Here is a 13,263-nt window from a genome sequence, read left to right as displayed (position 1 = left end):
GGGGACGTGCATGCACAGGATCATGATCAAACGGGCGGCCGCTGCCGCCTGCCTCGCGGCGCTGGCCGCTTGCGCCGGCACGGGCGGCAACCATGGCACGTCCGGCATGCAGATGCCGGGCAAGACGCCGGCCGATGCCGCCGTGGCCGCCACCTGGTACAACCCGCCCAGCGAATTTCCCGGTATTTGCCTGACCCAGTTCAAGGATGGCAGCCTGCGTTTCGACGGCGGTTTCGCCTTCTTCAATCCGGGCCGCTGGGCCTACGATGCGGCCACGTCCGAACTGCGTTTGCAGCTGGCGCCGACCCCATCGCTGGAACTGGCGCACGCGCAAACGGTGCTGCACCAGAACCTGCTGAGGGTCGAGGCGGCCAGGAACACGCTGGTGTACGCCGTGAAAGCCGACACGCAAGCCATCGGCCTGGGCGGCTTTGTGTTTTACCGCGACACGCCGTGTCCGGCACGGCGCGGATAAGTGCCGGATAAATGCCGGATAAGTGCCATAGAGGAATATTTAGTCGTATAATTTCAAGGCAGGCTGGCTGCCGCGCAAGACTCTCCCGCGCGGCAAATCCCCCCTCCAGGCAAGCTCCGATATCGCCGCGGCGATGAGAGGATGGTCCGATGGATGTGCACGATGAGCATGGTATGCCAGGGACTGTGGCGGCGGACGCCGTGGCGTCGCCGCGCACCTTGCTGCTGGTCGATGACGAGCCGAATATCCTCGCTTCCCTGAAGCGCCTGCTGCGGCGCGACGGTTACCATATTTTGACGGCCGCCAGCGGCCAGGAAGGGCTGGAAGTGCTGGCCAGCCATGCCGTCGACGTCATCGTGTCGGACCAGCGCATGCCCGGCATGCTGGGCGCCGACTTCCTGCGCAAGGCCAAGCTGCTGTGCCCACAGACCATCCGCATCATGCTGTCGGGATATACCGAGCTGCAAGCCGTCACGGACGCCGTCAACGAGGGCGCCATCTTCAAGTTTCTTACCAAGCCCTGGGAAGACCATCAGCTGCGCGAGCATATCGCCGAAGCGTTTCGCCTGAAGGGCATCGACGACGACAATGTGCGTCTGAATGCGCAGTTGCGCGACGTCAACCAGGCGCTGGCCGCGGCCAATGCCGCCATGCAGGCGCTGGTGTGCCAGCAGCAGCACCAGATCAGCCGCGATGAAGTCAGCCTGGGCATCGCGCGCGAAGTGCTGCAATTCCTGCCGCTGCCCGTGATCGGGCTCGACGAGGACGGCATGATCGCCTTCATCAACGGGGCGGCCGCCAGCCTGTTCGAACGGGGCGCGGCCTTGCTGGGCAACGAGGCGGCGATCGTCCTGCCGCAGCTGTTCGACGGGCAGGGCACGCCCCGCCTGGCCGCCATCGATGGCCAGCCGTATGTCGTGGCCGTCCATCCGATGGGCTTGCATTCGCGCTCGCGCGGCAGCCTGGTCACCCTGAGTCGTCATGGAGCGGGTACATGAGTACAAGCGTGAGTACAAGCGTGAGTGCAAGCGGCCGCGAGATTTCCATGGAGCAGGCGCAGGAAGGCATGGTGCTGGCGCAAGCCTTGAACGACGCCAGCGGCGCCGTGCTGCTGGCCCAGGGCGCCACCCTGACGGCGGCGAACTTGACGGCCTTGCGCAGGCGCAATGTGGAGCGCTGCCATGTCGTCATGGACGAGGAGCCGGACCCCGCCGCGCAGGCGCATGCCGAGCAGGAACGGGCGCGCCGCCTGGAGCGGCTGGCCGTGCTGTTCCGCGCCACGCCGCCCGATTCCGCGGGGGCGGAACTGCTGGCGCTGCTGCAGCGCTACCGGCAAGGGGGCGCGGCATGACACGCCTCAGTTTTGAACACATCATCCGCCAGATCCAGGAACTGCCTTCGCTGCCCGTGGTGGTGCTGGAACTGCTGTCGAGTATGGACCAGGACGACACGGACGTGCATGTGCTGGCGCAAAAGATCGAACTGGACCAGGCCCTGGCCGCAAAGACCTTGCGCATTGCCAACTCCTCGTTCTACGGCATGCAATCGAAGGTCACCAGCATTCCGCAAGCCGTTTCCGTGCTGGGCTTTCACAGCATCCGCACCGTCGTCACGGCCTGCGCCCTGACGGGCAGCTTCGCGCCCGTCAGCGGCGGCTTCGATTTCCAGGCGTTCTGGCGCCACTCGCTGGCCACGGCCATCGCCGCGCGCCTGCTGGCGCCGCACTTGCGCGTCAATCCCGAAACGGCGTTCACGGCGGGACTGCTGCACGACCTGGGCACTCTGGTGCTGGTGACGCGCTTCCCGGCCGAGCACGCGCTCGTGCGCAGCCACCGCCAGGCGCAGGATTGCCAGATGGCCGAGGCGGAACTGGCCGTCATCGGCATCGATCACGCGCAGGTGGGCAGCGCCCTGGCCGCTTACTGGAAGTTTCCCGCCGCGATACAACAGGCGGTGGCCGACCATCACGCCATCGACCGCCTGGACGCGGGCGGCTTGCCGCTGGCCGTGCACCTGGCCAATGCCGTCGCCCTGGCGCTCGACCTGGCCGGCGTCGACGATGCGCTCGTGCCGCCCCTGTCGCCCACGGGCTGGCGCAGCGTCGCCCTGGACGAGCCGGCCTGGCTGGCGCTGCTGCGGCAAACGGAACACACCTTCGATGAAATGTCGCGGATCATGCTGGCATGAACAGGACAGAGGCCATGGACACAGAAGCAGGGCAGGCACTGCCGGCCAAGCCGGAACGCCGCAAGACCGATTCCATCGCGCTGTCGGCGTTTTTCGACGGCCATCCCGTGGCCACGTTCGCCATCGACACGGACCACGTGATCACGCACTGGAACAGCGCCTGCGAACAGTTGACGGGCTTCACGGCCGCCGAGATGGTCGGCACGCGCGACCACTGGAAGGCGTTTTATCCGCAGCCGCGCGCCTGCCTGGCCGATTTGCTGGTGGCCGACGATATCGCATTCGGCGAAAATGAACTCTATCTTGGCAAGCTGAAGCGCTCTTCCGTGATCCCCGGCGCCTTTGAGGCCGAGGATTTCTTTGCCGATATCGGCCCCGACGGCCATTGGCTGCATTTCACGGCGGCGCCCCTGCGCGACCGCCAGGGCTGCCTGGTGGGCGCCATCGAAACCCTGCGCGACGTCAGCGAGCGGCGCCTGGCGGAACTGGCGCTGCGCAAGGCGCACGACAACCTGGAACACCTGGTGGCCAAGCGCACGGCCCAGCTGGCTGCAATGAACGAGCGCCTGGCCGACGATATCCGCCAGCGCCAGATCGCCGATCTGGAGTTGCGCGAGCGCAACCTGGCTCTGACGGAATTGAACAGCAAGCTGTCGCTGGCCCAGCAAAAGCTGCTGCAGTCGGAAAAGCTGGCCTCGATCGGCCAGCTGGCCGCCGGCGTGGCGCACGAGATCAACAATCCCATCGGCTATGTGTTTTCCAACGTCGGCACCCTGGAAGGCTACCTGGACGACCTGTTTGCCATGCTGGACGCCTATGAGGAAGCCGAGCCGGCCGTCGCCGACCCCGTGGTGGCGGCGCGCCTGCGGGCGCTGCGCGAACAGATCGACCTGGACTTCCTGCGCACCGACATACCGCTGCTGATGGGCGAGTCGAAGGAAGGCATTGCGCGCGTGCGCCGCATCGTGCAGGACTTGAAGGATTTTTCGCGCACGGACGCGCACCAGGAGTGGGTCTGGGCCGACTTGCGCCAGGGCATCGATACCACGCTCAATATCGTGAACAACGAAGTTAAGTACAAGGCCGACGTGGTGCGCGAATATGCCGACATTCCCGATATCGAATGCCAGCCTTCCGAACTGAACCAGGTGATCATGAACCTGGTCGTCAACGGGGCCCACGCCATGGGCGAGGCGCGCGGACGCATCACCCTGCGCACGGGCAGCGACAACGCCACGGAAGTGTGGATCGAGGTCGAGGACACGGGCGGCGGCATCGCGCCCGAACACCTGTCGCGCATCTTCGACCCCTTCTTCACCACCAAGGCCGTCGGCAAGGGCACGGGGCTGGGCCTGTCGCTGGCCTACACGACGGTGCAGAAACACCACGGCCGCATCGACGTGCGCAGCGTCATCGGCCGCGGCACCACCTTCCGCATCACCTTGCCCGTGCGCCAGGCGCAGGCCGTCGCACCATGACCGAACAGGACAGCATGAGCACCAGTACCAGCACCGCGCCGCCCACCATCCTGTGCGTCGACGACGAACCGAATATCCTGTCGTCGCTGCGCCGTCTGTTCCGTCCGCACGGCTACCGCGTGCTGACGGCCGAGAGCGGCGCGGCCGGCCTGGCCCTGCTCGAGAGCGAGACGGTGGACCTGGTCATCTCCGACATGCGCATGCCGCACATGGATGGCGCGCAATTCCTGGCCCAGGTGCGCCGGCGCTGGCCCGGCACCATGCGCTTGCTGCTGACCGGCTATGCCGACATCCAGTCCATCCTCGACGCCATCAACCAGGGCGAGATATACCGCTACGTGACCAAGCCGTGGGACGAGAACGATATCGTGCTGGTGGTGCGCCACGCGCTGGAACGGCGCGCGCTGGAAGAGGAAAAACGGCGCCTGGAAGCGTTGACGGCCAGCCAGAACGTGGAATTGCAGGCGCTCAACGCCAGCCTGGAAGCGAAGGTGGCCACGCGCACGCAGCAGCTGAAACTGTCGCACGACGAGGTGCAGGCGGCCAACGAGCGCCTGAAGGCCACGTTCGTGACGACCATCAAGGTGTTTTCCAACCTGATCGAGATGCGCGGCGGCAAGCTGGCCGGCCATGCGCGGCGGGTGGCGGAGCTGTCGCGCAAGCTGGCGCAGGCGCTGGGCCTGGAAGGGCAGGAGGCGCGCGACGTGTTCATCGCGGCCCTGCTCAAGGATATCGGCAAGCTCAGCTTGAGCGACGACGTGCTGGAATTGCCGGCCAGCGCCTGGACGGGCGATCAGCTGGCCGCGTTCCGCAAGCATCCGCTGCGCGCCGAACAGCTGCTGATGGCGCTGGAAGATTTGCGCGCCGTTTCCGTGATCCTGCGCTCGCAACTGGAACGCTTCGACGGCGGCGGCTTTCCCGATGGCCTGGTGGGCCTGGCCATTCCGCTGGGCGCGCGCATCCTGGCGCTGGCGTCCGACTACGACGGCTTGCAGATCGGCGCCATGGTGCAGCGCAGCCTGCGCGCCGACGAGGCCCGCAGCCTGATCTACGACAGCGTCGGCAAGCGCTACGACCCGGCCGTGGTGGCCGCTTTCCGCGGCATCATGGAAGAGACGGAACCGCCGGCGCGCGACCTGACGGTGCTGTCGGGCCAGCTGGAGCCGGGCATGGTGCTGTCGCGCGACCTGATCAGCCGCGACGGACTGATGCTGCTGGCGGCCGAACACGTGCTGACGGCCCGCGTGATCAGCCAGCTGCTCGACTTCGAAAGCAAGAATGGCGGGCGCCTGAGCATCCGCGTGTACGCGCCGCCGAAAGACGCCTAGGCGTTCGTGGCGCCCGGCGGCTGCAGCGGCAGGTGCACGGTAAAGCGCGTGCCGCGGCCCACCTCCGAGGCCACGTCGATGCGTCCGCCGTGCTTGTTGACGATGCCGTACGACAGCGACAGGCCCAGGCCCGTGCCGCTGCCCACGGCCTTGGTGGTGAAGAACGGCTCGAAGATGCGGTTCAGGTGCTCGGGCGCGATGCCGGCGCCCGTGTCGCCGATCTCCACCCATACCCAGTCGTCCGCGTGGCCGGTGCGGATGCTGATCACGCCGTCGCTGCCGATGGCCTGGCCCGCGTTGACGAGCAGGTTCATGAAGACCTGGTTCAGCTGCGAGGCCAGGCATAGTATCGGCGGCAGCTCGCCATAGTGTTTCTCGATGCGCGCCTTGTATTTCAATTCGTTGGCGACGATATTCAGGGTGCTGTCCAGGCCCGCATGCAGGCTGGCCACTTGCCAGTCCGTCTCGCCCACGTGGGAAAAATCCTTCAGCGCCTGCACGATGTCGCGCACGCGTTTGAGGCCATCCATCGATTCGCGCACCAGGTCGCCGATGTCGTCCTGCAGGAAGGCCAGGTCGGCCTGCGCGCGCACCTGGGCCACGCGCGCGACCAGGGCCGGGCCGTCGAGCGGCTCGCCCATTGCCGCCTCGTATTGCGCGATGACGTCGAACAGGGTGCCGACATAGCCTTGCAGCGAACTCATGTTCGAATTGACGAAGCCGATCGGGTTATTGATTTCATGCGCGATGCCGGCCGCCAGCTGGCCGATGGACGCCATCTTTTCCGATTGCAGCAGCTGGTCGTGCGCTTCCTGCAGCTTGCTGATCAGTAGTTGCTGCTCTTCGCCGCGCGCCTGCAGCATCGCTTCCATGCGCTTGCGTTCCGTGATGTCCGTCAGCGAGCCGATCACCTCGAACGGCACGCCGTGCTCGTCGCGCACGAGGCGCAGGCTGTCGTGCATCCACAGATAGCTGCCGTCGCGCACGCGAAAACGGTATTCATAGGCGCGCGCGCCTTCGACGAAGATCTGCGCCAGGCTGGAAAAGATGCCGGGCGCATCGTCGGGGTGGATGTGGTCGAACCAGAAATTGGGGTCGGCCACCATTTCCTCGGGCTGGTAGCCCAGCACATTGAGGGCATTGTTGCTGACGAACGTCATCTTGAAGTCGCCGCTGGGCACGGTGCAATAGATGATGGAGGGGGTATTGTCGAGCAGGTATTGCAGGCGCACGGCCGTGGCGGCCGAGGCGTCATCGCCAGGCGCCGACCCGGCATGCCGGCCGGTATCGGGAGTGGAAAGGTCGAAATCCTCGAACTGCATCGTCACACCTCGCTGCCTGCACGGCCTTGATGTCATCCCCGCTCGATTATGCCTGATTCTGCCTGCCCTGGGCCGCCAGCGGCGCGCTCAGGGTGCCAGCGGCTGCTCGACGATCGCCATGCGCCGCGCGATGCGCTGCGCCGCCTGCGTATCGCCCGCCTGTTCGGCGCGCAGGCGCTGCACGCCCAGCCACGCCAGCAGCGGACGGCGCCAGCCCTGGTCCGAGGCCGTGGCGACGGCCGTATCGAGCAGCTCCGGCGTGGCGCGGCTGGCGCGCAGCAGCACGCCGGCCGCCACCAGCTGCGACAGCGGGTCCTTGATGGCGGCCACGGCGCTGGCGGCGGCCGTGTCCGAGCCGGCGCCGGCAGCCGCCCGCTGCGCTTCCGGCAGCAGGGCGACGTCGGCCGTTTGCGCCTTGCCGGCCAGCCAGGCCGCATACGCGCGGTCGGCGGCGGTCGCGTCGGCTTGCAGGGCGTCAAAGCCGGCGCAGTCCTCGAAGGCCAGGCTGGCCACGCGCGTGGCGCAGCGCAGCAGTTCGATGCGCGCCACCAGTTCGAGCTTGCCCGTGCCGGCCACCTGGCTGCGGGCGCGCCGGAATTCCGTCTGTTCGACGAGGGCGTTGCCACTCAGGTAAGCCGCTTGAAACCGTTCGACGGAACTTTGCGCATTCATTTTCCAGTCCGGCACGGGCGGGCCGCTGGAGCAGGCGGCCAGTGTTGTCATGGCCAGGGCAGACAGGAGGATATTGATATTTATCATGGCAGTTTGATCTCCGGATTGCGCTTGAATGGCCATTTGCGGTTGATTTCATTGACCAGCTGCTCGACCTTGCGCAGATTGCTTTCCACGTCCGCGCGCAGCGGACCCAGGTCGGCCGTGGCCGCCTTGGCGTTGGCGCCCACGGCTTGCGCCTCGACCAGCACGGCGTCGACTTTTTTCAGGCTGTTGCGCGTGTCGGCCAGCAGGGCGTTCAGCTGCACGATGGTTGCCTGCGCATCCGTCATCACGCCCTTGTCGCCGAAGACGCGCGTATCGGCATTGGCCACCAGGCCATCCGTGCGGCGCGCCAGCTGGTCGGCCGTGACCAGCAGGGCGTTGGCCCGCTCGATCAGCAGGCGCGACTGCTTGTCGTCGCCCGTCAGCAAGCCCATGGCCCCGCCCGGACCGCTCAGCTTGCCCGTCACGGCCTGCACGTTGCGCATGGTGCCGTCGAGCGCGGAATCGCTGCCCGTCAGGTTGCCCAGGTTGTTCAGCAAGTCCTTGGCGGCGGCCAGCAGGCGGGGAATTTCCGCCGCCATGTCGCCCACCAGCAAGTCGCGCGTGGCGTCGTCAGGCAGGGGAGGGTCCGTCAGGATGCCGCTGTAGGCGCGCAACTTGGCGCCGCCCACGATGCCCCGTTCCAGGGTGAAGATGGAGCTGGTGCGCAGCCAGTGCGCGTCCTTGCGCGGCACGTCGATGATGACGCGCGCGCGCCCGTCCGGCGCCAGCTCGATGCGCTGCACGCGGCCGATGGGAAAGCCGGAAAAGGTCAGGTCGGCGCCCACGCCGACGCCGTCCGAATCGTCGGCCGTCAGCACCAGCGTCTGCGTCGCTTCGAAGGCGCCGCGTGCATACATCAGGTAGACGACGGAGCCGACCACCAGCACGAACATGAAGATGAGCAAAATGGCCGCCTTCAGTTCCGCGTGGCGCACGGGCGGCGGGGCGGGCAGGACGGCATCTTGCGCGACACCGGCGGGCGCCGTCACGTCGACCTGGTCGGGATTTTGGGGTTGGCTCATGGCTTCTGGCTCTCGTTTGGGTGGTTCGGGGATGGCTGGCGGCGGCGGGCGGGGCATCAGTAGTAATTGCCCATCAGCGAAGCCACTTCGACCAGCAGGATGACGGAAAACAGGCGCAGCATTTCAGACAGGCCATGCGCGGCCCACAGGCGGTTGCGCCGGCCGTGCGGCTCGTCCGGATAGTAGGACGAGGCCAGCGGGATCAGGGCCACGGCAAAGCTGAAGAAGATGACCTTGAGCATCAGGATCAGGGCCACGGCCGGATTGAAGATCTGTCCCACGACGCGCGTATAACCCTGCAGCGCCCACGGCGTAAAACCGTAGATGGTGATGTAGGCGAGGATCAGCGAAGTGACGCAGCTGACGATGGCCAGCATCCACACGGCAAAGATGCCGGACATGACGCGTGGAAAGTATTCGCGGCGCAGCAGGTCGACGCCCTGGCGCTGCATGGTATCGAGCATGCCGGAAGAGCGCATTTGCGCAAACGCAATGCCGTCAGGCAAAGTCAGGCGCAGCGCGACGAACAGGGCGGCCGTCAGCGGGATCAGTTCCAGCACCAGCACGCGCACCACCATTTCCAGCGCATAGCGCGACAGGCCATAGCTTTGCGCGCTGACGACGACGATGCGGATGAGCACCAGGCTGACGAGCGCGCAGGCGACGCTGAACCACACGAGGTTCGGCGCCGTGTTCGTCACGAGGCGGTGCGCGAGGATGGGGCGGTTGTCGCGGTTATAGCTCGACGGCGACAGGGCCAGCGAAAACACGAGGATGGCGAAATGCAGCATGCGCCACCAGCTGACCAGCCAGGCCATGGTGGCCCGGTGCAAACGGCGCAGGCTGATGATGAGGGAGACGGATAGGGTCATCATGGCATCTTAACATCAGCCCGCCCCGGCAAGCACGGCTAGCGTGCGCGGCTATCCGAACAGGGCGAAGCCGGCCATGACGACCATCAGCACGGCGATGTATTGCATCGGAATCCAGAACAGGGTGTGGCGCTTGCGCAAGATGACTCTTTCCTGCGTGGCCGGGTCGATCAGTTCGCGTCCTGGCGCGTTGTTCAGGCGCACGCCCGCATACCAGCTGGCGGCGGCTGCCAGCAGGAAGGCCAGGGCCAGGGTCCATGCGTGGCTCTTCGTGTATTCCTCGCCCAGGGTGGCGCCAAACAACGCTTGCGCAGCCACTACGACGATGAAACAGATCAGGGGGGCGAGTATGCCGAAGCCTTGCCAGATAAGCATAAAAATTCTCCAGTGGATTGAGGGAACCCGCGGCGGCGTGGCGGTGGCTGTGCCCGGCGGGGTTGCGGATTTTATCAGACTTATCAAAAAGAAAGTTTCTTCTCGGCACTATTGTGCGTGGCTGTCATGCGGCGCTGGCGGTGGCCACGCTGGCGATGATCGCATCGGCCGCCGCGCGCACGCGGGCAGAGCGGTTCAGGTCTGCATGCATGACGAGCCACACGTCGTAGCTTTCCGCCCGCTCGGGCCAGATGCGCACGAGCAGCGGGTCGATATCACCCAGGTGGGTGGCTAGCTCGGCCACGCCCAGGCCCGCGCGCGTGGCTTCCTGCAGCATCGCCGCCGAGTTCACTTCCATGGCCACCCGGGCGTTGGCGACGGATTCGCCGGCCAGCTTTTCCGCGTGGCGGGGCGCCACGGAATGGTGGTAGATGACGATGTCGTGTCCGGCCAGCGCCGTGCCGCGCACGGGTTCGCCCCGCTGCGCCAGGTAGCTTTTTGACGCATACAGGCCCAGGCTGCGCTTGACCAGGTGGCGCGAGATCAGGTCCGGGTCGGTGGGGCGCACGGCGCGCACGGCCAGGTCCGCTTCGCGCCGCGTCAGGCTGGCCAGCTGCGGCGCCACGTGCAGCACGATGCGGATGTCCGGGTGCGCCGCGTGCAGCCGCTGCATGGCGCGGATGACGAAATGGCTGGCCATGGTGTCCGTGGTGGCCACGCGCACCAGGCCGGACAGGCGGTTGTCGACGCCCTGCATCTCGCGTTGCAGCTTGTCGGCCGCCCGTTCCATCGCTTCGGCCGCGTTCAAGGCCAGCTCGCCGGCCGGCGTGGGCACGTAGCCGGACGGCGTGCGCAGGAACAGGGTGGCGCCCAGCGAGCTTTCCAGCGCGGCCAGGCGGCGCCCGCACGTGGCCTGGTCGATGCGCAGCAGGGCGGCCGCACCGCGCAAGGTGCCGGCCCGGCCGATGGCGAGAAAGATGCGCGCGTTATCCCAGTCCATAAGCCCAGTCCATGACGTGTTCCCCTGTCGTTATCGTGATGCATTTTTGCATCATGGTGCCGATTTTATGCCTGTTTACTGCATTCTTCAACGCTCGCATAATGACTGCCCCCCCGACCCTGCAAGGAAATACCATGCCTGCCCCCACACCGCGCCGCGCCAGCGGCTTGATCCTGCTGACCCTGGCGTTCGGCTTCGTCATGGCCATGCTCGACGTCACGGCCGTCAACGTGGCGCTGTCCGATATCGCGCTGGACCTGGCCATACCGCTGACGGGCCTGGTGTGGGTGGTCGACGGCTACACCTTGACGTTTGCCGCGCTGCTGCTGGCCGGCGGCGCGCTGGCCGACCGCTACGGGCCGAAAGCCGTGTACCAGGGCGGCCTGGGCGTCTTCATTCTCGGTTCGGTGCTGTGCGGCGCCGCGCCCGACGGGCATTTTTTGACGGCCGCGCGCCTGCTGCAGGGCGCGGGCGCGGCCCTGTTCATGCCCAGTTCGCTCAGCCTGCTGACGCACAGCTTTGAAGACGAGCGCGAACGCACGCGCATGCTGGGCGCCTGGTCGGCGCTGGTGGGCGTGGCCGGCGCGTCCGGCCCCTTGATCGGCGGCATCCTCGTGCACCAGTTCGGCTGGCGCAGCGTGTTCTGGGTGAATGTGCCGCTGGGCGTGCTGGCCATCGTCATGGCGCAGCTGTTGCTGGTCGCGCCGGCGCGCCAGCCGCGCGATCTATCGCTGTTCAGCCATGCGCTGGGCGTGGCGGCGCTGGCGGGCCTGAGTTTCGTGCTGATCGAAGGTCCCGTGCTGGGCTGGCTGTCGCCGGGCGTGCTGGCGGCGGGGGCCTTGACGGTGCTGTCCTCCGGGCAATTGCTGCGGCGCGAGCGCAGCGGCCGCCACCCGCTGTTGCCGCGTGCACTGTTTCACAGCAGCAGCTTTGGCGCGGCCAATGGCGTGGGTTTTTTGATCAACTTCTGCGTGTTCGGCCAGCTGTTTTTATTGAGCCTGTTCTTGCAGCAGTCGGGCGGCGCCGATGCCTTGCAGTCGGGCTTGCGCCTGCTGCCCATGATGGCGGCCTATACGGTGGGAAACTTTATGGCGGGAAGTATTGCGGCGCGTCATGGCACGCGCTTGCCCATGCTGCTAGGCTTGCTGGTAGGCGCTGGCATGGCCTTGCTGCTGATGGCCTTGCGTCCCGGCACGCCATATTTCCTGCTGGCGCTGGGCACGGCCGTGATGAATGTGGCCATCGGCATCGCCATTCCCGCCATGACGGCCACCGTGATGCGGGTGGCCGGCAAGCAGCATGCGAACAGCGCGGCGGCGGCCTTGAATGCGAACCGGCAAATCGGCGCGCTGGTGGGCGTGGCCCTGATCGGCAGTATCCTGCATATGGTGCCGGACTGGTCGCTGCGCCTGCCGCTGGCCTACGCGACGATCGCCGTCGCGTATGGCCTGGCGGCGGGCCTCGTCTACCGCCACGTGCATCTGCCGAAGGCCGTGGCCGCCTGAAGGCTGGCTTGACGGATTATTGCTCGCGCGTGCTGCGCCACTCCACCAGTTCTTCGATGGTCAGGATCGGCATGCCGTGCAGTTCGGCGAAGCGCTCGATATCGTCGCCGCGCATCATGGTGCCGTCCGGGTTCATCAGTTCGCACAGCACGGCGGCCGGGTTCAGGCCCGCCATGCGCGACAGGTCGACGGAGCCTTCCGTGTGGCCACGGCGCTCGAGCACGCCACCGGGCGCGGCGCGCAGGGGGAAGACGTGGCCAGGACGCACCAGGTCGGCGGGCTTGGCGTTCGGTGCGATGGCGGCGCGGATGGTGGTCACGCGGTCGGCGGCCGACACGCCCGTCGTGACGCCGTCGCGCGCCTCGATGGAGACCGTGAACGGCGTGCCGTAGCGGCTGCCGTTGTCGGACGACATGGGCGGCAATTCCAGCGCGCTGACGACGTCCGTCGGCAGGCACAGGCAGACGATGCCGCTGCATTCGCGGATCAGCAGGGCCATGGTTTCGTTCGTCAATTTTTCGGCCGACAGGATCAAATCGGCTTCGTTTTCACGGTCGAAATCGTCGAGCAGGATGACGGGAATGCCGGCGCGCATGGCGGCCAGGGCGGATTGGATGCGACCTTCCAGGTCGTTGGAAAGCAGGGTATAGCTGTTGACTAACATGGTGAAACGCTCCTCGCATAGGCGAAAAACGCTGCAGGGCAAGCGAATAGACGCAACTGGCCGCATCGCCGTGGCGATGGGACATCACACTACTGCACATCTTCTTTCATCCGGACTATACCGTCGGCTCTGGAGTCACACCAGATCTGCTGACCTCGCCAAGCGGTGCCTGGAAAGCGCTCGCGGGCTTGACCGTTGCCGGTCTTACCGCCGGTGGGGAATCGCACCCCGCCCCGAAGACGTCGTTGTGCCGGTCCACATGACCGGCGGCAATAC

14 protein-coding genes and 1 riboswitch are annotated in these 13,263 nt (G+C 66.5%); of the genes, 7 read left to right on the top strand and 7 right to left on the bottom strand.

What is annotated here, in order from left to right; all coding sequences use genetic code 11:
• The first annotated feature begins 10 nt into the window (after positions 1-10).
• The 6 genes from O3298_RS00695 (at position 11) to O3298_RS00670 (ending at position 5,468) form a co-directional block, all read left to right on the top strand.
• On the top strand, positions 11-475 hold the full coding sequence (locus O3298_RS00695) for a hypothetical protein (RefSeq protein ID WP_305058278.1): 465 nt from the start codon (positions 11-13) through the stop codon (positions 473-475).
• A 173-nt stretch (positions 476-648) separates the two neighbouring features.
• Positions 649-1,473, top strand: a complete 825-nt coding sequence (locus O3298_RS00690; protein ID WP_305058277.1) for a response regulator — start codon at positions 649-651, stop codon at positions 1,471-1,473.
• Complete coding sequence (locus O3298_RS00685) at positions 1,470-1,826, top strand: hypothetical protein (RefSeq protein ID WP_305058276.1); 357 nt, start codon at positions 1,470-1,472, stop codon at positions 1,824-1,826. The genes O3298_RS00690 and O3298_RS00685 overlap by 4 nt, the downstream gene beginning before the upstream one ends.
• Positions 1,823-2,662 (top strand): HDOD domain-containing protein, encoded by an 840-nt coding sequence (locus O3298_RS00680; protein ID WP_099667234.1) that lies wholly within the window; start codon positions 1,823-1,825, stop codon positions 2,660-2,662. Before O3298_RS00685 ends, O3298_RS00680 begins: the two co-directional genes overlap by 4 nt.
• A 14-nt stretch (positions 2,663-2,676) precedes the next feature.
• Positions 2,677-4,140: an ATP-binding protein gene (locus O3298_RS00675; protein WP_289910745.1), complete on the top strand. Its 1,464-nt coding sequence runs from the start codon at positions 2,677-2,679 to the stop codon at positions 4,138-4,140.
• A gap of 14 nt (positions 4,141-4,154) precedes the next feature.
• On the top strand, positions 4,155-5,468 hold the full coding sequence (locus tag O3298_RS00670) for an HD domain-containing phosphohydrolase (protein WP_305058275.1): 1,314 nt from the start codon (positions 4,155-4,157) through the stop codon (positions 5,466-5,468).
• Here the strand turns inward: O3298_RS00670 and O3298_RS00665 are convergent.
• The 6 genes from O3298_RS00665 to O3298_RS00640 all read right to left on the bottom strand — a co-directional run bounded on the left by O3298_RS00665 (position 5,465) and on the right by O3298_RS00640 (position 10,818).
• Positions 5,465-6,790, bottom strand: coding sequence for an ATP-binding protein (locus O3298_RS00665; RefSeq protein WP_305058957.1), 1,326 nt, complete (start codon positions 6,788-6,790; stop codon positions 5,465-5,467). The genes O3298_RS00670 and O3298_RS00665 overlap by 4 nt on opposite strands.
• 87 nt (positions 6,791-6,877) lie before the next feature.
• Positions 6,878-7,549, bottom strand: a complete 672-nt coding sequence (locus O3298_RS00660; RefSeq protein ID WP_289904310.1) for a hypothetical protein — start codon at positions 7,547-7,549, stop codon at positions 6,878-6,880.
• The gene (locus tag O3298_RS00655) at positions 7,546-8,571 is read right to left on the bottom strand and encodes an MlaD family protein (RefSeq protein ID WP_289904312.1); all 1,026 of its coding nucleotides are present in this window, start codon (positions 8,569-8,571) and stop codon (positions 7,546-7,548) included. The genes O3298_RS00660 and O3298_RS00655 overlap by 4 nt, the downstream gene beginning before the upstream one ends.
• Positions 8,572-8,627: 56 nt before the next feature.
• Positions 8,628-9,446 (bottom strand): MlaE family ABC transporter permease, encoded by an 819-nt coding sequence (locus O3298_RS00650; RefSeq protein ID WP_369811429.1) that lies wholly within the window; start codon positions 9,444-9,446, stop codon positions 8,628-8,630.
• A 48-nt stretch (positions 9,447-9,494) separates the two neighbouring features.
• Complete coding sequence (locus O3298_RS00645; protein ID WP_099667240.1) at positions 9,495-9,818, bottom strand: hypothetical protein; 324 nt, start codon at positions 9,816-9,818, stop codon at positions 9,495-9,497.
• A 124-nt stretch (positions 9,819-9,942) separates the two neighbouring features.
• On the bottom strand, positions 9,943-10,818 hold the full coding sequence (locus O3298_RS00640; RefSeq protein WP_251351595.1) for a LysR family transcriptional regulator: 876 nt from the start codon (positions 10,816-10,818) through the stop codon (positions 9,943-9,945).
• Positions 10,819-10,952: 134 nt separating this feature from the next.
• Between O3298_RS00640 and O3298_RS00635 the strand changes: the two genes are divergently transcribed.
• Positions 10,953-12,323 (top strand): MFS transporter, encoded by a 1,371-nt coding sequence (locus O3298_RS00635; protein ID WP_305058274.1) that lies wholly within the window; start codon positions 10,953-10,955, stop codon positions 12,321-12,323.
• Between the two features lie 16 nt (positions 12,324-12,339).
• Here the strand turns inward: O3298_RS00635 and ribB are convergent, their stop codons facing one another.
• Positions 12,340-12,987, bottom strand: a complete 648-nt coding sequence (gene ribB, locus O3298_RS00630; RefSeq protein WP_035820303.1) for a 3,4-dihydroxy-2-butanone-4-phosphate synthase — start codon at positions 12,985-12,987, stop codon at positions 12,340-12,342.
• A gap of 94 nt (positions 12,988-13,081) precedes the next feature.
• Positions 13,082-13,232: riboswitch (FMN riboswitch) on the bottom strand.
• Positions 13,233-13,263: the final 31 nt, after the last annotated feature.

The organism is Janthinobacterium sp. SUN137, assembly GCF_030587265.1.
In the GTDB taxonomy this organism is placed as follows: Bacteria; Pseudomonadota; Gammaproteobacteria; order Burkholderiales; family Burkholderiaceae_D; genus Janthinobacterium; species Janthinobacterium kumbetense.
Note: the sequence above shows the minus strand (reverse complement) of the source record. Positions and strands in the feature narration are given on the sequence as shown.